The sequence below is a fragment of the Clostridium sp. CTA-5 genome (assembly GCF_054768135.1).
Window position 1 is genome coordinate 17283 of the sequence record NZ_BAAAAT010000012.1, and the last position, 16592, is coordinate 33874.

The 16592-nt window shown below is 27.7% G+C and carries 16 protein-coding genes, 2 tRNA genes and 1 rRNA gene; 13 read left to right on the forward strand and 6 right to left on the reverse strand.

The window, feature by feature from the left end; translation table 11 throughout:
- Positions 1-18 precede the first annotated feature (18 nt).
- The 4 genes from ACYUET_RS16575 to ACYUET_RS16590 all read left to right on the forward strand — a co-directional run bounded on the left by ACYUET_RS16575 (position 19) and on the right by ACYUET_RS16590 (position 3893).
- Positions 19-1044: a zinc-dependent alcohol dehydrogenase family protein gene (locus ACYUET_RS16575; protein ID WP_460281468.1), complete on the forward strand. Its 1026-nt coding sequence runs from the start codon at positions 19-21 to the stop codon at positions 1042-1044.
- 17 nt (positions 1045-1061) lie between these two features.
- Positions 1062-2420 carry a GntP family permease gene (locus tag ACYUET_RS16580; protein ID WP_460281470.1) on the forward strand — a complete coding sequence of 453 codons (1359 nt, stop codon included), beginning with the start codon at positions 1062-1064 and terminating at the stop codon, positions 2418-2420.
- 111 nt (positions 2421-2531) lie between these two features.
- The gene (locus ACYUET_RS16585) at positions 2532-3491 is read left to right on the forward strand and encodes a carbohydrate kinase family protein (protein WP_460281472.1); all 960 of its coding nucleotides are present in this window, start codon (positions 2532-2534) and stop codon (positions 3489-3491) included.
- 15 nt (positions 3492-3506) lie between these two features.
- A complete protein-coding gene (locus tag ACYUET_RS16590) occupies positions 3507-3893 on the forward strand; it encodes a VOC family protein (protein ID WP_460281474.1) in 387 nt (128 codons plus the stop codon).
- Between the two features lie 267 nt (positions 3894-4160).
- Here the strand turns inward: ACYUET_RS16590 and ACYUET_RS16595 are convergent, their stop codons facing one another.
- A complete protein-coding gene (locus tag ACYUET_RS16595; protein WP_460281475.1) occupies positions 4161-4868 on the reverse strand; it encodes a DUF554 domain-containing protein in 708 nt (235 codons plus the stop codon).
- A 395-nt stretch (positions 4869-5263) separates the two neighbouring features.
- Between ACYUET_RS16595 and rrf the strand changes: the two genes are divergently transcribed.
- A 5S ribosomal RNA gene (rrf, locus tag ACYUET_RS16600) occupies positions 5264-5380 on the forward strand.
- 5 nt (positions 5381-5385) lie between these two features.
- Positions 5386-5461, forward strand: a tRNA-Phe gene (locus ACYUET_RS16605).
- Positions 5462-5651: 190 nt separating this feature from the next.
- Here the strand turns inward: ACYUET_RS16605 and ACYUET_RS16610 are convergent.
- Complete coding sequence (locus ACYUET_RS16610; protein ID WP_219780934.1) at positions 5652-6071, reverse strand: DUF3785 family protein; 420 nt, start codon at positions 6069-6071, stop codon at positions 5652-5654.
- A gap of 476 nt (positions 6072-6547) precedes the next feature.
- Here ACYUET_RS16610 and ACYUET_RS16615 point away from each other — a divergent pair, with 476 nt between their 5' ends.
- The gene (locus ACYUET_RS16615; RefSeq protein WP_460281477.1) at positions 6548-6763 is read left to right on the forward strand and encodes a hypothetical protein; all 216 of its coding nucleotides are present in this window, start codon (positions 6548-6550) and stop codon (positions 6761-6763) included.
- A 165-nt stretch (positions 6764-6928) separates the two neighbouring features.
- Here the strand turns inward: ACYUET_RS16615 and ACYUET_RS16620 are convergent, their stop codons facing one another.
- Positions 6929-7606 carry a uracil-DNA glycosylase gene (locus ACYUET_RS16620; RefSeq protein ID WP_460281479.1) on the reverse strand — a complete coding sequence of 226 codons (678 nt, stop codon included), beginning with the start codon at positions 7604-7606 and terminating at the stop codon, positions 6929-6931.
- A gap of 375 nt (positions 7607-7981) precedes the next feature.
- Here ACYUET_RS16620 and ACYUET_RS16625 point away from each other — a divergent pair, with 375 nt between their 5' ends.
- Positions 7982-8725: a peptidylprolyl isomerase gene (locus ACYUET_RS16625; RefSeq protein WP_460281481.1), complete on the forward strand. Its 744-nt coding sequence runs from the start codon at positions 7982-7984 to the stop codon at positions 8723-8725.
- An 80-nt stretch (positions 8726-8805) separates the two neighbouring features.
- On the opposite strand, the gene ACYUET_RS16630 is transcribed toward ACYUET_RS16625, so the two are convergent.
- Positions 8806-9450 (reverse strand): HAD family hydrolase, encoded by a 645-nt coding sequence (locus ACYUET_RS16630; protein ID WP_460281482.1) that lies wholly within the window; start codon positions 9448-9450, stop codon positions 8806-8808.
- A 156-nt stretch (positions 9451-9606) separates the two neighbouring features.
- Positions 9607-9682: transfer RNA gene (locus ACYUET_RS16635), tRNA-Pro, on the reverse strand.
- A 553-nt stretch (positions 9683-10235) separates the two neighbouring features.
- Between ACYUET_RS16635 and ACYUET_RS16640 the strand changes: the two genes are divergently transcribed.
- The 3 genes from ACYUET_RS16640 to rsmI all read left to right on the forward strand — a co-directional run bounded on the left by ACYUET_RS16640 (position 10236) and on the right by rsmI (position 13567).
- Positions 10236-11504 carry a C40 family peptidase gene (locus ACYUET_RS16640; protein ID WP_460281484.1) on the forward strand — a complete coding sequence of 423 codons (1269 nt, stop codon included), beginning with the start codon at positions 10236-10238 and terminating at the stop codon, positions 11502-11504.
- A gap of 463 nt (positions 11505-11967) precedes the next feature.
- The gene (locus ACYUET_RS16645) at positions 11968-12720 is read left to right on the forward strand and encodes a tRNA1(Val) (adenine(37)-N6)-methyltransferase (protein WP_460281486.1); all 753 of its coding nucleotides are present in this window, start codon (positions 11968-11970) and stop codon (positions 12718-12720) included.
- Position 12721: 1 nt separating this feature from the next.
- Positions 12722-13567, forward strand: a complete 846-nt coding sequence (gene rsmI / locus ACYUET_RS16650) for a 16S rRNA (cytidine(1402)-2'-O)-methyltransferase (protein WP_460281488.1) — start codon at positions 12722-12724, stop codon at positions 13565-13567.
- Positions 13568-13624: 57 nt separating this feature from the next.
- Here rsmI and ACYUET_RS16655 read toward each other — a convergent pair whose 3' ends face one another.
- Positions 13625-13870 carry an AbrB/MazE/SpoVT family DNA-binding domain-containing protein gene (locus ACYUET_RS16655; RefSeq protein ID WP_003369321.1) on the reverse strand — a complete coding sequence of 82 codons (246 nt, stop codon included), beginning with the start codon at positions 13868-13870 and terminating at the stop codon, positions 13625-13627.
- Positions 13871-14486: 616 nt separating this feature from the next.
- Between ACYUET_RS16655 and ACYUET_RS16660 the strand changes: the two genes are divergently transcribed.
- Positions 14487-15077, forward strand: coding sequence for a DUF1836 domain-containing protein (locus tag ACYUET_RS16660; RefSeq protein ID WP_460281491.1), 591 nt, complete (start codon positions 14487-14489; stop codon positions 15075-15077).
- 322 nt (positions 15078-15399) lie between these two features.
- Positions 15400-16584 carry a DegT/DnrJ/EryC1/StrS family aminotransferase gene (locus ACYUET_RS16665; protein WP_460281493.1) on the forward strand — a complete coding sequence of 395 codons (1185 nt, stop codon included), beginning with the start codon at positions 15400-15402 and terminating at the stop codon, positions 16582-16584.
- The last annotated feature ends 8 nt before the right edge of the window (positions 16585-16592 follow it).

The window sequence follows — 16592 nt, forward strand, 5'->3', positions numbered from 1 at the left end:
AAATTAGGAGGAACAAAAATGAAAAGTGCAGTATTTTATGGAAAACATAATATGAAAATTGAAGAAAAAGAATTACCAGTAGTGGGATCAGAGGATGTTTTAGTTCAGGTAAAGGCTTGTGGAGTATGTGGTACAGATGTACATATTTATGAAGGAGATAAAGGTGCAGCAGAAGTAACACCTCCAACAATTCTTGGTCATGAATTTGCAGGGATAGTAGCGAAAGTGGGAAAAAACGTAACAAAGTATAAAGAAGGAGACAGAGTATGCGTAGATCCTAACTGTTACTGTGGTAATTGCGATTATTGTAGAAGTGGTATTGCTCATTATTGCACAGATATGATTGGTTATGGAACAACAATGAATGGTGGTTTTGCTGAATATTGTAGTGTGAATCAAAAACAAATTTATCCAATTGGAGACAATACAACATTTGAAAAAGGTGCTATGGCAGAACCAGTAGCTTGTTGTCTTCATGGAATTGATATGTGTAATATTCACCCAGGAAGTAATGTTGTAATTATTGGTGGTGGAATGATTGGATTATTAATGATGCAACTTTCTAAACTGTCAGGAGCAACAAAAGTAGCTTTATTAGAGCCTGTAGAGAAGAAAAGAGAAACTGCTATGCAATTAGGTGCAGATTTCTGTATAGACCCAATAAAAGAAGATGTAAAGGCTAAATTAAAAGAAAATGGAATGACATGGGTAAATGTAGTTATTGAATGTGTTGGACGTCCATCTACAATTGAACAAGCAATTGATATTGCAGGTAATAAAGCAGTTGTTATGATGTTTGGATTAACAAAACCAGATGAAACAATATCAGTGAAACCTTTTGAAATATTCCAAAAGGAAATAGAGTTGAAAGCATCTTATATTAATCCATATACACATAAACGTGCAATAGAATTAATTGATTCAGGAAGATTAGATGTAAGTAGTATGATATATGAAGTATGTGGCCTTGAAAAATTAGAAGATATTCTAAGTAAGCCAGAACTTCGTACAAATGGTAAATATATTATAGCTCCATACAAATAAGAAGGAGAAAAGTTATTATGGTAAATGAAGCATTTGTAACAGATCCAACAAGATTGATGATAGCATCAGTTGCAGGAATTATAGTTTTATTATTATTAATTATAAAATTTAAGTTCCATCCAATTCTATCATTATTGATATCTGCTTTATTTATTGGGTTAGGTGCTGGTATGCCAGTGCCTGACTTGATTAAAACGGTTGAATATGGTGCTGGTGATACATTACAGGGAATAGTTCTTTTAATTGGTCTTGGATCTATGTTTGGAGGAATTCTAGAAGTATCAGGAGGAGCGCAATCAGTTGCTAAAACACTTATTAATAAATTTGGAGAAAAGAAAGCAGGATGGGCATTAGGAGTAACTGGGCTTGTAGTAGGAATTACTGTATTTTTTGAAGCTGGGGTCGTAATTTTAATTCCACTTGCATTTGGACTTGCCAAGAAGACAAAGAAATCTACTTTATATTATGTAATTCCTTTATTGGCAGGATTAGCAACGTCATTTGCATTTATACCACCATCAGCAGGTTCTGTATTGGTGGCCAACATGTTAAATGTTGACTTAGGGGTTATGATTTCAGTTGGTGTGCCAGTAGGAATCTTAGCTATGTTAGTTAGTGGAATACTATGGGGGAAATATATTGGAAATAAAATTTATTTAAAACTTCCTAGTAATATTATAGACGTTATAGAGTGTGAAGAAGAAAAATTACCTAGTTTTAGGGTTGTCCTAACTATTATTATGATTCCATTGCTACTTATTTTACTTAGTACAGTTTCTACATATATTCAGTTTTTAAAACCAGTACAGGCTATATTTGAATTCTTAGGAACTCCTTTTGTAGCACTTATTATTGCTACTTTGGCTGCTATGTATTTACTTGGTATAAAACATGGATATAATAGTGAAGAATTAAAGCAAATTTTAGATAAATCTTTAAGACCTACAGGTATGATTCTACTTGTAATTACTGGAGGCGGTATAATTAGATGGGTACTACAAAATGCAGGGATAGGAGAAATTATTGGACCAGATTTGGAAAAGAGTGGATTACCATTAATCATTATAGCTTTTTTAATTGCAGCATTAATTCGTACATCAGTGGGGGCAGCAGTAGTAGCAATGACTATGGCAGCTGGGATTATGGCTACAATGCCTGCAGTAGCTGAATTATCTCCAATATATAGAGCCGCAATGGTATGTGCTATTAATGGTGGAGCAACAGCATTTAGTCATGTAAATGATTCTGGATTCTGGTTAGTATCTTCTCTTTTAGAGATGAATGAAAAAAATACACTAAAATCATGGACTATAATGGAAACATTAATCGGTATCACAGGTTTATTATGTGCATTAATTATTTCTTGCTTCGCATAGTAGGTAAGGATATAAAAATAATTTTAATAATATATTAAAGATAATACAGAATGTAAAGAAAGCATTAAATATATAAGAATTCAAATTGATAGAAAGGATACAGAAGGAATTATGAATAAAACAACATTTGATATTACAGCTTTTGGGGAAATGTTAATTGATTTTACGTTTCAGGGTTTTAATGAAAAGGAACAAAAGTTATTTTCACAGAATGCAGGTGGAGCTCCTGCAAACGTACTTGTAGCGGCAAGTAAGTTAGGTGCATCTACAGCTTTTCTTGGAAAAGCAGGAAATGATATTCATGGAAAATTTCTAAAGGAAACATTAGAGAAAGAAAATGTTGATAATACAGGATTTGTATTAAGTGATGATGTATTTACAACACTTGCTTTTGTTGATTTAAATAAACAAGGAGAAAGGACATTTTCATTTGCAAGAAAGCCAGGAGCAGATACTATGATGGAAAAAGAAGAAATTTCTTTACCAATTTTAAAGAATAGTCATATATTTCACATAGGATCTTTATCACTTACAGATAATCCAAGTAAGGAAACTACATTATATGCATTAAAGAAAGCAAAAGATTTTGGAAGTATTATTTCTTATGATCCTAATTATAGAGATTCATTATGGGAAAGTGAAGAAAAAGCTGTGAAAGAAATGCGTTCAGTTATTAATTATGTAGACATTATAAAAATCTCTGATGAAGAGATTAAACTTCTTACAGATGAAAGAGAAGCAAAAGCAGCAGCAGAAAAATTAATTAAGCAGGGTGTAAAGGTTGTAGTAATTACACTAGGTGCAAAAGGGGCCCTTGTGGCAACAAAAGATGGATGCAATTTAGTTCCTGGATTTGTAAGCAATGTAGTAGATACAACAGGTGCAGGAGATGCTTTCTTGGGAGGTTTTCTATTTAAAATAAGTAGAAGTGGAAAAAATTTAGAAGAGTTAACATTGGAAGAGTTAGAGGATTTTACGAGATTTGCTAATGCTGTTGCAAGTATTTGTGTACAGGGATATGGTGCAATTGCATCTATGCCAACTATAGAAAAGGTAAATGAGATAATGTAGAAGGAGGATATATTAATGAAGGGATTATCAGATGGAATTGCACATATTGGCATTCCTACAAATAATATAGAAAAAACAATTAAATTTTACACAAAGTTAGGATTTGAAATTACTTATAAGACAGTAAATAAAGAAGCAAACGAAAAAGTAGCTTTTTTAAAATTGGGCAATTTAATGATTGAAACTTATGAAAATAATGCTGCAAAAATGGAATCGGGTGCAATAAATCACGTGGCAATTAATATTATAGATATTGAAAAGGCATATGAATATATAAATAAACAAGGATTAAATACAACAAATGATACAATTAATTTTCTTCCATTTTGGAATAATGGAGTGCGTTTTTTCACAATAGAAGGGCCAAACAAAGAAAGAATAGAATTTAGTCAAATATTATAAAATTAATATATTAAGCTAAAAATAGTATCAATGATTTATATTAAGAAAAAAACCTAAAAATTCTGTATAGATAATGAGATGCATACTATAAAATATAAAAAGTTGTAATTTATAAGTTACAGCTTTTTATATTTATAGTTAGTATTATAATATTTCAAAATTATTAGAACAATGGACTAGATTCAAAATAATAAAAAATACATTTTAAATTTTATTTAATAACTTTTTATATAATTTTAAGTGGAGTAGGTTTTGTATTCTTAAAATTTAAAGAAGTATACTAAATAAATATGATACTGGTAGAACAATTAATAAAGAGGGTAAAAGATTTACAGCACTAACACTCTTTATTTTAGCTATGCTTAGCCCTAAAATGAACGTCATAAGACCACCTACTGAAACAAAATCAGCCAACATAGATTGAGTTATAAAGGGCATAATTATATGAGATGAATAAAAACATAGTGATAAAAAAATAAGTTGAGGGATTACAATTATATTCATCGCATAACCAAGTGTTGTTGCAAAAATAAAAGATGCAAAAATATCCATAGTAGCTTTAGAAATCAAAATAGTCATATCACCAGTTAAACCTTCATTGATTGCACCAAATATGTTAGTACCACTTGCACAAAAAGTGACAGCTACAATTAAATAAAATTTCATGTAATCATCACTGTTGATGTTATTTGGAATTTTAAAGTTTAATTTATTTAATACGTTTTGGAATAGTGATTTAATTTTATCTTCTAAGTTTAAATATTCTCCTATTAATGTGCCTAAAATAATAGATAAGATAACAGTTGGAAGAGAGTTTAATTTAATAAAAGCTACAATCCCAATTGCTATAGCAGAAATACCGAAAATTACATTTAAAGGTTCAATAATCCTTGTTGGTACTTTATTTTTTAAGTAAGCTCCAATAGTACCTCCTACTAGAATACATAAGCAATCTATAAATACACCTAATGGCATATTAACACCTTCTTTCTTAAATATCTTGTGTACTTGCTTGTACACAGATATAATATATATACTTTTGCAAAAGATAAGGTAATTTAACATAAAATAATAAAAAATGCAAGTTGTCTATTATTTTTAATATAGAATTTATCAAATAAACAATTATTTTAGTCTATTATTTTTTGTATCTTAAATAAGATTAACAATTAATAAATGTCATTAAGATAAGCAATATCATGAATTTTTTATAAAAGTTTATTTAATGTTAATTGTAACTTTATACTAGATATAGTCTGATTTATAAGTATATTAAATAGTAATAAAAACAAGAAAATAAATAAAATATAAAAAAAGTTTCTAAAAACTGTTGACATAAGTATAATATCCCGATATAATACTATTTGTGATCTGGTGGTAACGGCATAGAGGTAACACTCCTTACCATTCCGAACAGGACAGTTAAGGTCTATAGCGCCGAAGGTACTGCATGGGAGACTGTGTGGGAGATTAGGACATTGCCAGGTAATATGGCTCGATAGCTCAGTCGGTAGAGCAGAGGACTGAAAATCCTCGTGTCACTGGTTCGATTCCAGTTCGAGCCACCAAAAAAGCACTAACTTAGTTAGTGCTTTTTATTTTACTTAATTATAAATTTTACTAAAAGTTAAAGATAAGCTCTATATTAATATAAGTATTAATATAGAGGCTAACAGTTCTTTGTTAGTTTATTAAACAAATTTAAATATTACTAATAGAGATTTTATATCTTTAATATAATAGTTAAATAGAATTATATTAAACAGTACATTGTTCTATATCAATTAAGTAATTAGAGCAACATGGGCATACAATTACACTAACTATATAACTATCATCTATTTTACCTTCTCTAGAAAGCTTATTATAAGAAGTATTTTTATATTCTTCACATAGTGTATTTATTACATAATTTAAATTCTTTGTATAGATATAAAAATGATATTCTAAATATCCATAAGATTTGTTTAAATTCTCTTGATTATTACATTCACATTTACCAGAATAATATTCTTTTGTAAATTCTACATTCTCTCCTTGAGATAAAGCAGATAATATAATATCTAATGATATACCATCAATTTCTTTATCATCTTCAGTTGTCTCAAAAAATATACCATCACAATTTTCTTCAGATAATATGTATTCTTTATCATTATATACAAATTTATAGTTCATAAAATCCTCCTTAAAATAAGGTACATTCAAAAAATAATATACCAGTATACTCGTATATTTGGTCTATTATTTTATTTCATGTGCCTAAAGTTAATAACACATATATATTAACATATATAGAATGAAAATATATATGTTCTATTAAACTTTACTCATTTATATAAGGAACATATTTAGAAAATTTACTATATATTATTCTAAGATAATAATACTAATATAGATATTCACTTTCTATAAGAATTAAAAAAACTTATAAATGGATTGACTTAATTAGAAAATATATACTAATAAAGTTTATAATTTAAAAATGAAACTATTTTGTAATAAATAGGACACAAATATGTAACAAAGAAGCTTTATAAATAATGTATAATAATACCATAATAAGAAATGATTAAGTTTGAGTTAAGAAAGTCTTAAGGTAAAAGGGTTATGATATACATAGATAGAAATTTAAATAGATTGGGGATGAGTTTATGTTAGAAAAATTAATGTTAAGTGATAAGGAATGTGAAAACTTAGCTAAAGGAATTGCAATTGGTGTTGGACTTGGAACGGTAGTAGGTGCACTTTTAGATAATACAGTATTTTATTTTGCTTTTGGTGGAGTAGTAGGAATAGTAAGCTCATTAATTTACTCTAAAGTAGAAGAAAATAAAAAGAAAAAGAACATAGATTTTTTTAAAATATAATATTATGATCTAAAGTTATATACAATATTTGTATTTATGTGGATTATAGATAAATATAAATAGTATTAAAATATATATAAATAAAAGTTCTTAGAATCAATTTAACTTTAAGGAAAACTGATTTTAAGAACTTTATTACTTATGAGTAGAAAGTCATATCATTTTTTAGATATTTTCAATCTGCCAATCTATTGGAGTTTGATTAGTATCTATTAAAAATTCATTCGTTTTTGAAAAAGGTTTACTACCAAAGAAACCTCTAGAGGCAGATAATGGACTAGGATGAACTGATTTTATAATGAAATGCTTTGGATTAGTTATAAGCTCTTGTTTTTTTATAGCATTATTTCCCCAAAGAATAAAAACAATAGGTTTTTCACTAGTATTTAATAACTTTATAATATTATCAGTAAATATTTCCCAGCCTAGCCCTTTATGTGAGTTAGCTTCACCTGCTCGAACTGTTAATACTGCATTTAATAATAGTATACCTTGATCAGCCCATTTTTTTAAGTAACCATTGTTAGGTATGTAGCACCCTAAATCATTATTTAATTCTTTATATATATTAAGTAATGAAGGTGGCGTTTTTACACCAGGATTAACAGAAAAGCTTAATCCATGTGCTTGATTTGGACCATGATAAGGGTCTTGACCTAAAATAACAACTTTTACATCTTTAAATTGAGTATAATGCAAAGCATTAAATATATTATACATATTTGGATAAATAGTTCTAGTATTATACTCATGAGCAAGTATTTTTCTTAGTTTAAGATAATATTCTTTTTCAAATTCATCTGATATGTAATCTTTCCAATCATTTTTTAATATTTCTGACATAATATCACCCATAATTAGTATACCATGTTTTAGGATATTTAGGCACATTCAAAAAATAATAGACCAGTATGCTCGGCTATTTTGTGTGATACTGCGTCAGCAAATTTAGCTAATAGCTTACTATTAACTAAATTTACTTCCTTGTCTGACACAAAATATACAACGCCTCTTTGATCTATTATTTTATTTCATGTGCCTTAATTATAAAAAAAGAAAATATATCAGCTGTAATATTTTTCTTAAAAGTATTACAACTAATATATGTGAAAAAATAAATGCTCTCACAGTTATATTGTGATTTTGTGGTTGTTAGCTAACATATATACTGTTAAAATATAGAGGTATATAAAATTTTTTTATAAAAGGAGAAGTTAAATGGAAAATAAGGTATGGGCAGTAGCTGCTGGAAATGAAATAACAGATAAGGATTTAGACTCAATAATAATGAGATATCCTCCTGAAAGAAGAGCTATGTTTCAAGGAGAAGAAGGTAAAAAGCAATTAGTAGAACAAGTAATTGCATTTGAATTAATGCATAAATTTGGTCAAGAAATAGGATTAGATAAATCAGATGAATATAAAAAAATGGTTGAAGGATTAGCTAAAGAAGCTTTAACTCAATTATCAATTAATAAAGTATTAGCAGATGTTACAGTTACAGATGAAGATGCTAAAAAGTATTATGAAGAAAATAAGAACATATTTGTAAAGCCTGCAACAGTATCAGCTAAACATGTATTAGTTAAAACAGAAGAAGAAGCTAAAAATATAAAAGAAGAAATAAAAAATGGATTATCATTTGAAGAAGCAGCAAAGAAATATTCAACTTGTCCATCAAAAGAACAAGGTGGAGATTTAGGTTCATTTGGTAGAGGTATGATGGTTCCAGAATTTGAAGAAGCAGCTTTTGCACTAGAAATAGGAACTGTTAGTGAACCAGTTAAGACTCAATTTGGATATCATTTAATATTAGTAGAACAAAAAAATGAAGAAGTTACTGTTCCATTTGAGCAAATTAAAGATGCAGTTGTAAAACAAGTTTTAGAACAAAATCAACAAAAGAAATATTTAGATATGGTAACAGAGTTATCTGCTAAGTATGGCGTTGAAAGAAAATAGTAAATTAATTAAGGCTATGTTAAAAACATAGCCTTAATTTTATAGCTTAAATAAATTAGTTGCAATATATTTCATGTGCCTTATATCAATTCTAAAAAAGATTTTATGTATTTATCAGCATGAGTACTAAGCTCTTCTTTTGAATGTATACTCAAAGAGTCCTCTACAGCAATTACTTTCATGCCAGCAGCTTTTGCACCATGTATTGCAGGAAGAATATCTTCAAATACAATACAGTTATCAGGTCTTATATTTAATTTTTTAGCAGCTAATAAATATACATCAGGCTTGTCTTTTCCTACGGATGTTTCATCTGTAGTAGTAATTGAATCGAAATAATCAAATACTTCATTGTTTTCTAAACAAGCTTTAAGTAAAGGGATGGAATTACTAGTAGCTAGTGCAATTTTTATACCGGATTTTTTAAGCTTGTCTAAAAAATCTCTTGCTCCTTCTTTTAATTTAACGTGATTAGCATAATATTTAAAAGCCATATCATGCCAAGTGTTCATGATATCTTCTGTTGAATCTTTAATATTAAATCTATTTTTAAAATAAACAGCAGTTTGATAAAAACTCAAATGAGTAATTTCATTTTTTAAGTCTTTAGGTAATTGATATCCATTTTCTTTAAGATAATCTTTGTCTATTTGCTCCCAAACCCACATAGAATCTACTAAAGTCCCATCTAAATCAAATATTGCCGCTTTAATATTATTTAACATTTAACCCCTCCATTTTTAGATAATAAAAAAACTTAAGGGTAATCCCTTAAGTAAAAAAGATTCATTTTAATAAAAAATAAACTTTACAACTTTACATATGTTATTAAAGTTAAATTTAATGTATAAAAAATGAATTTGTATATTCATATATATATTTGGTCGGGGTGACAGGGATTGAACCTGCGGCCTCATGGTCCCAAACCACGCGCGCTCCCATCTGCGCCACACCCCGCTACTACAATTTATTATAATATCTACTAAATTCTATGTCAAGCAATTAAAAATCATAGTATTATGATTTTATTCATATATAAGTTCCAATAAAAAATAACAAGTCTATTTGCTAGCATATTTTCCATCATAGGAAGTTCGGCTCGCATAAGCTTTCTGAGTAAGTGATTTACACAAAATTATAGATTATACTGTGTGAAAGTTCTGCTAATCAAATATAAAATTTGGAGAATTGCTTTTGGTTATCTGCTCATTGTCAAATTGGACTAATAGGCCAGCTATGAGCACGATTCATTTTTAATGTTTATATAATAGATTATTTATTATTTAATGATGTAAAATTATATCAATATAAAATGGTTACATATTAAAAAATATATAGCATAATTTAGAAAAGTGAGGAATTTAGGACTATATAGGAAAAAAATTAGAATAATACTTGCTATTACTTATGCAGAAAAGTTGTCCATGCTTATATGAAGTGATATAATTAAGAATATGTAAACATATTTAAGGATAATAAAGGAGGGAAGGTTCATAAGAACCGGCATTTGATGAAGAAAAAAGTTTTAGCCGTGATGTTAGCTGCGATGCTTGTTGCAGGAACTTCAATGCCAGCTTTTGCTACACCAGGAAATGAAGAATTAAACGAAACTAGACAAAAATATGCAGAGATAGAACGTAATATAGCAAATATTGAAGATAAAATTTATGATTTAAATACTCAAATAGAACCATTAGAACAAACAGTTACTAAAAATAAGAAAGATATTGGTAATATAAATAATCAAATCGATAACACTACTAAAGATATAGAAAGATGTAAGGGAGAAATCGAAAAATTAGATTTAGCTCTAGGGGAAAGACTTAAAGCCGTATACATGCAAGGTGATATGGAATTTAGTTATTTAAATTTCTTATTTGAATCAAATTCTACTAGTGAATTTTTTACAAGAGCGGAATCTCTAGGTAGAATATTAGGAAAAGATAAAAAAGCAATAAATGATATCATTGGAAAGAAAGATGCATTAAATCAAAAAATAAATTCTTTAGAAGAAAAGAGAAAAGAAATAGATAAGCTTAATGCAGAAGTCCAAAAAAGTTTATCAGAATTAGATGGTAAAAAGAAAGATCAAGAAACTTTAGTTGAACAAACAAAGGCAGAAAAGCAAAAGTTTGACCAAGAATACTTATCAGAAATGGAAAGACAAGTTGTTCAAGCACAATTTAATATTATTGATAGCTCTAGTAGTTCACTTGGTGATTTAAAAGGAGCAATCTCTCAATTAAGAAGTATAAGAGACGGACAACTTAAGAGTCCAACAATTATAGATGAAGTTAATTCAAAAATTGAATCTGCAAAGACTAAAGTATCACAAAAGGAAGAAGAAGAAGCAAAGAAAGCAGCAGCGGCAGCAGCTAATAATGCTCCAAATAGAGGTAATTCAGGTTCATCTTCTGGAAATGTAACAGTTCCTTCTGCAGGAAATGCACAAGCTGTTTTAAATGAAGCATATAAACATTTAGGAAAATCATATGTATATGGTGCAACAGGTCCAGATCATTTTGACTGTTCAGGATTTACTCAATATGTATATGCAAAAGCAACAGGAGCAGATATATCAAGAACAACATATTCACAAATAAATGTTGGTACGCCGGTATCTCAAGATCAACTTCAACCTGGTGATTTAATATTTACTCATGCAGGTCATGTTGGAATATATGTTGGTGGAGGAAATATGATTCATGCACCTCAAACAGGAGATGTAGTTAAGGTTTCTTCAGTATATAAATTCTATGCAGCAAGAAGAATATTATAATATTTAAATTTTTAGGCTAGATATTTAATATCTAGCCTTTTTAATCTTTAGCTATATTTTAAAAACAGTGTTGATATTGTAGTATAAAGCTCATGGACAGAACTTAAATAGGAAACTCGACTCATGTGCATTCGCTGAGTAAGTTTAAGTAACAAAATATAAAATTTTGACTTTCACTTAAGAGTTCTAAAAAGCAAATTCTAATGCCAGTTTGCTCTTATACTAAAATATCAACATTCACTTAAAACATAGCGTAATTTTTAAATTAGTAAAAAATTAGATTTGTAGATAACTTATAGTGAACCTAAGTTAAAAATGTAGATAGAAATCTTAAAGAAGAAATTAGACATTATTGTGAATTATCAATTTTAAATTTAATATTGGGTTAGAATACTAATAAGTTGTTTACACTAATGCAATAAGATATAATAAGTTAGAAAATTCATATAAAGGAAGATAACAGATGAATAAAACTACATTAACCAATATAGAAAAAAACGAACTTATAGATGATTTGCAATTAGAAGGATTAAAATTAATACAAAAAATAGATGGTTTTAAATTTGGAGTAGATGCTGTAATATTATCAGATTTTGCAAATGTTAAAAATAAGCATAGAGTAATAGATCTTTGTACAGGTACAGGTATAATTCCATTTTTATTATACGGTAAATATAAACCAACAGAGATATATGGTTTAGAAATTCAAGAAGATATGGTAGATATGGCTAAAAGAAGTACTATATTAAATTCATTAGAACATAAAATAAACTTTGTAAATGAGGATTTAAAAAACATAGAGTTTTTAAAAACATTAAATAAATTTGATATAGTTACTGTAAATCCACCATATAAATTAAATAATGCAGGAATTATTAATCCATCTGATAAGCTTGCTATTGCAAGGCATGAGATCTTATGTGATTTAGAAGATGTAATTTGTGCATCCAAAACGCTCTTAAAGGATAATGGAAGACTTTTTATGGTTCATAGACCTGAAAGATTAGCAGATATATTTACATTAATGAGAAAATATAAAATAGAACCTAAAAGAGTAAAGATGGTTTATCCAAAACCAGGAAAAGCACCAAATATAGTTTTGATAGAGGGGCAAAGAGATGGGGGAGCTTATTTAAAATGGGATCCATCATTATATGTGCATAATGAAGATGGATCTTATACAAAGCAAATAGATGAGATATATGGGAGGCTGTAAGATGGAAAATGGAAAATTATATTTAATACCAACACCTATAGGTAATTTAAAGGATATAACATTAAGAGCATTAGAAATATTAGAAGAAGTTGATATTATAGCAGCTGAAGATACAAGGCAAACATTAAAATTATTAAATCATTTTAATATAAAAAAATCATTAATAAGTTATCATAAATTTAATGAACAAGATAAAAGTAAGGAAGTTATTGATAGACTATTAAATGGAAAAAATATAGCTTTAGTATCAGATGCAGGAACACCAGGAATATCAGACCCAGGAAGTGTTATTGTAAAAAAATGTATTGAACAAGGACTTGAATTTCATGTTTTACCTGGAGCAACTGCAATAACAACAGCATTAGTTTATTCTGGGCTAGATACTACTAAATTTATATTTAGAGGTTTTTTACCAAGAGAAAATAAAGAACGTAATATAATAAAAGATGAACTTATGCAAAGTCAAGAAACATTAATATTTTATGAAGCACCTCATAGGCTATTAGATACTTTAAATTTTTTACTTGATTCTTTTGGAAATAGAAATATTGCAGTTTGCAGAGAGCTAACTAAGTTATATGAACAAATATATAGGGGTACCATTGAAGAATCTATAAATTATTTTATGGTTAACAGGCCACGTGGAGAGTTTGTGTTAGTCTTAGAGGGAAAAAGACTAGAAGAAATAAAACAAGAAAAAGAACAAGAGTGGATAGATTTATCTATTAAAGATCATATAGTTAAATATATAGATGATGGAATAACTAAAAAAGACGCTATTAAGATGGTAGCTAAAGATAGAGGGTTACCTAAAAGTGAAGTGTATAAATTTTCAACTGATATATAAGTAAAAGCACCTTTAAAATTTTAAAGGTGCTTTAAATTTCTAAGTATAACCAATATACTATCTGTTATTTTTGATTTCGTCTAAACAGTTAGTACAAACATTTTTACCTTTATAGTTTATAACGTCTCTTGCATCTCCACAGAAAATACAAGCTGGTTCATATTTCTTTAAGATGATTTGCTCACCGTCTACATAGATTTCTAATGCATCTTTTTCAGCAATATCTAAAGTTCTTCTTAATTCTATTGGAATAACTATTCTACCTAATTCGTCTACTCTTCTAACAACACCTGTTGATTTCATAAAAAACTCCTCCTAATTACAATGTTCGACATTCTACATTGTCATATTACCAAGTATGTAATAAAAAGTCAATACATATTTCGATTTTTTGTATAATAAGTTACAAATTTCAACTTTAAAAAACATTATAAATAAAATATACTACCATATTTTAGAAAAGTCAATAGAGTTTTGATAATTTATAAGAATAAGGATATGGGAATAAAATTTATAGTAAATAGCATTATTACTATGCTTAAGAGGGACAATCATATATAAAATAAAAAAAAAACGAAATAATTAGGAATAATTAGCAAATATGAATAATTACCATAATGTATAAATTTATTGGAATTTCAAAAATAGGATAAAATAACAAATAAAATCATATTTAGTGTCGCAATTAACCAAAAAATATTAAAATTACATTATTTTTTTGAAATTTATAATAAAAAAAGAAAAATAAAAAATAAAAATATCTGTAATTTTTGAATAAAAATATTTACTAAAACCTTAAAGTAGTATATGATTAATAAAAATAAAGTTGATAATATAATGCTAAAAATAACTTGTAATAAGTTTATTCTTACTATATACTTTAATAGGAATATATAGAAGGAAAGTGTAGGTGGGTAATATGGATAATAATTTTGATTCAAATTATATAAGAGAACTTGCAAAAAAAATCTCTGAAAACAATTCAGTTTCATATGAAGATCTACCAAAGTATGATTTATTTTTATCTCAAGTTATAGATTATTTAAATGATAAATTTGATGATGAAAAATTTACTAATAATATAGTTCAGAATTATATAAAAAGTGAAGTTATAACTAAACCAGAAGATGGTAAAAAACGTGGTTACACGAAAATGCATTTAGCACAACTTGTATTACTTAGTTATATGAGACCAGTATTAACAACAGAAGAAATAAAAAAAGTTTTTAGTCTAGCATTTAATGAAATAAATGATAGAAATGATGATATAATCTCATGGCAAGATGCATATAAAGTTTTTGCACAAATTCAACATGAAAGTTTAAGTGAATATTTACTTACAACATTAGATAATAAGGAAAAATTACAGGATATAGTAAAAGGTTTAAATTTAAAAAGTAACGAAGAAGAAAGAATAACTATATTTTTATTAGTTTTAGCCTTAATAGCAGAAGCTAGTGCAATTAAAAAATTAGTACAAAAAATAGTAAATGAATATCATACAGAGTGATATATACAAACACTTATTTGAATGAGTATTAAATAGTTAAAATACTTATTCAAGTAAGTGTTTTTTTATTTAATAGTAAATAAAATATTTTAATAAATTTTAAAGCAATATGTTTAAATAATATTAAGACACATTCACAAAATATACAACACATCTTTGGTCTATTATTTTATTTTATGTGGCTAAGATTTCAGAGCAAGATATTCAATAACAAAAAAGTTTATTTATCTATTTAAGTATGTTAAAATATTCATGTTAGTTTATTACATAGATATTTGTAAAAAATATATATAAAAAGCTGAGTTTTGAAGGAGCGAGGGAAATGAATATTCCATTAATTGATTTAAAAGCTCAATATAATTCTATTGCTGAGGATTTAGATAGGGTAACTAAGGAAGTACTTTCCTCTGCAAATTATATCATGGGTAAAAATGTAACAGAATTTGAAAAAGAATTTGCAGAATATGTAGGAGTTAAGCATGCAATTTCGGTAGGTAATGGAACCGATGCATTAGTTATAGCACTAAAATCTTTAGGCATAGGAAAAGGTGATGAAGTAATAACTACAACATTTACTTTTTTTGCTACGGCAGAAAGTATTTCAGCTGTAGGAGCAAAGCCTGTATTTGTAGATGTAGAAAAAGATACATTTAATATAGATCCATCACAAATAGAAAGTAAAATTACTAAAAACACAAAGGCTATTATGCCAGTTCATATATTTGGGCAAAGTGCTAAGATGGATCAAATAAATGAGATAGCAAAAAAACATAACTTAAAAGTAATAGAAGATGCTTGTCAAGCAATTGGAGGTAAGTATAAAGGAAAAAGTATAGGAACATTATCAGATGTTGCTTGTTTTTCATTTTTCCCAACTAAAAACTTGGGATGTGCTGGAGATGGCGGAATTATAGTAACCGATAATGATGATGTAGCTACAATAGCTAGAGCATTAAGAACTCATGGAAGTGGGGAAAATGGTCAAAAGGCTTATAACTTACTTAATAACATAACTGAAGAAGTGGAAAAGACTTCAAGTGATGCTAATGACACTGTATATAATCCTTTAAAGTATTATAATTACTTAATTGGATTTAATACAAGACTTGATGCTATTCAAGCAGCAATTTTAAGGGTTAAGTTAAAACATATAGATAAATGGAATGAAAGAAGAAGAGAGATTGCTGGAATATACAATGAAAGTTTAAAAGATACAGAATTGGTTATACCAACTGTATTAGGTGATTGTTCTCCTGTATATCATATGTATATTTTACAATCAGAAGATAGAGAATCTTTATTAAATAAACTAAAAGAAAAAGGAGTAGCAACAGGGGTATACTATCCAGTACCTTTACATTTACAAAAGGTATATAAGGGACTTGGATACAAAGAAGGAGATATGCCAGTTGCAGAATACCTTTCACATAGAACATTTGCAATTCCTGTTTATCCAGAATTAACTGAAGAACAAATAAATCATATAGTTAAATCTATAAAAGAATAATTAGGTGA

What these genes read in the sequence shown, in the direction of transcription:
- ACYUET_RS16645 (WP_460281486.1), top strand. Translation starts at nt 11,968, where the DNA reads ATGAATAAAACTACATTAACCAATATAGAAAAAAACGAACTTATAGAT.
- ACYUET_RS16640 (WP_460281484.1), top strand. Translation starts at nt 10,236, where the DNA reads ATGAAGAAAAAAGTTTTAGCCGTGATGTTAGCTGCGATGCTTGTTGCA.
- ACYUET_RS16655 (WP_003369321.1), bottom strand. Translation starts at nt 13,870, where the DNA reads ATGAAATCAACAGGTGTTGTTAGAAGAGTAGACGAATTAGGTAGAATA.
- ACYUET_RS16625 (WP_460281481.1), top strand. Translation starts at nt 7,982, where the DNA reads ATGGAAAATAAGGTATGGGCAGTAGCTGCTGGAAATGAAATAACAGAT.
- ACYUET_RS16620 (WP_460281479.1), bottom strand. Translation starts at nt 7,606, where the DNA reads ATGTCAGAAATATTAAAAAATGATTGGAAAGATTACATATCAGATGAA.
- ACYUET_RS16575 (WP_460281468.1), top strand. Translation starts at nt 19, where the DNA reads ATGAAAAGTGCAGTATTTTATGGAAAACATAATATGAAAATTGAAGAA.
- ACYUET_RS16585 (WP_460281472.1), top strand. Translation starts at nt 2,532, where the DNA reads ATGAATAAAACAACATTTGATATTACAGCTTTTGGGGAAATGTTAATT.
- ACYUET_RS16595 (WP_460281475.1), bottom strand. Translation starts at nt 4,868, where the DNA reads ATGCCATTAGGTGTATTTATAGATTGCTTATGTATTCTAGTAGGAGGT.
- rsmI (WP_460281488.1), top strand. Translation starts at nt 12,722, where the DNA reads ATGGAAAATGGAAAATTATATTTAATACCAACACCTATAGGTAATTTA.
- ACYUET_RS16630 (WP_460281482.1), bottom strand. Translation starts at nt 9,450, where the DNA reads ATGTTAAATAATATTAAAGCGGCAATATTTGATTTAGATGGGACTTTA.
- ACYUET_RS16580 (WP_460281470.1), top strand. Translation starts at nt 1,062, where the DNA reads ATGGTAAATGAAGCATTTGTAACAGATCCAACAAGATTGATGATAGCA.
- ACYUET_RS16590 (WP_460281474.1), top strand. Translation starts at nt 3,507, where the DNA reads ATGAAGGGATTATCAGATGGAATTGCACATATTGGCATTCCTACAAAT.
- ACYUET_RS16610 (WP_219780934.1), bottom strand. Translation starts at nt 6,071, where the DNA reads ATGAACTATAAATTTGTATATAATGATAAAGAATACATATTATCTGAA.
- ACYUET_RS16615 (WP_460281477.1), top strand. Translation starts at nt 6,548, where the DNA reads ATGTTAGAAAAATTAATGTTAAGTGATAAGGAATGTGAAAACTTAGCT.
- ACYUET_RS16665 (WP_460281493.1), top strand. Translation starts at nt 15,400, where the DNA reads ATGAATATTCCATTAATTGATTTAAAAGCTCAATATAATTCTATTGCT.
- ACYUET_RS16660 (WP_460281491.1), top strand. Translation starts at nt 14,487, where the DNA reads ATGGATAATAATTTTGATTCAAATTATATAAGAGAACTTGCAAAAAAA.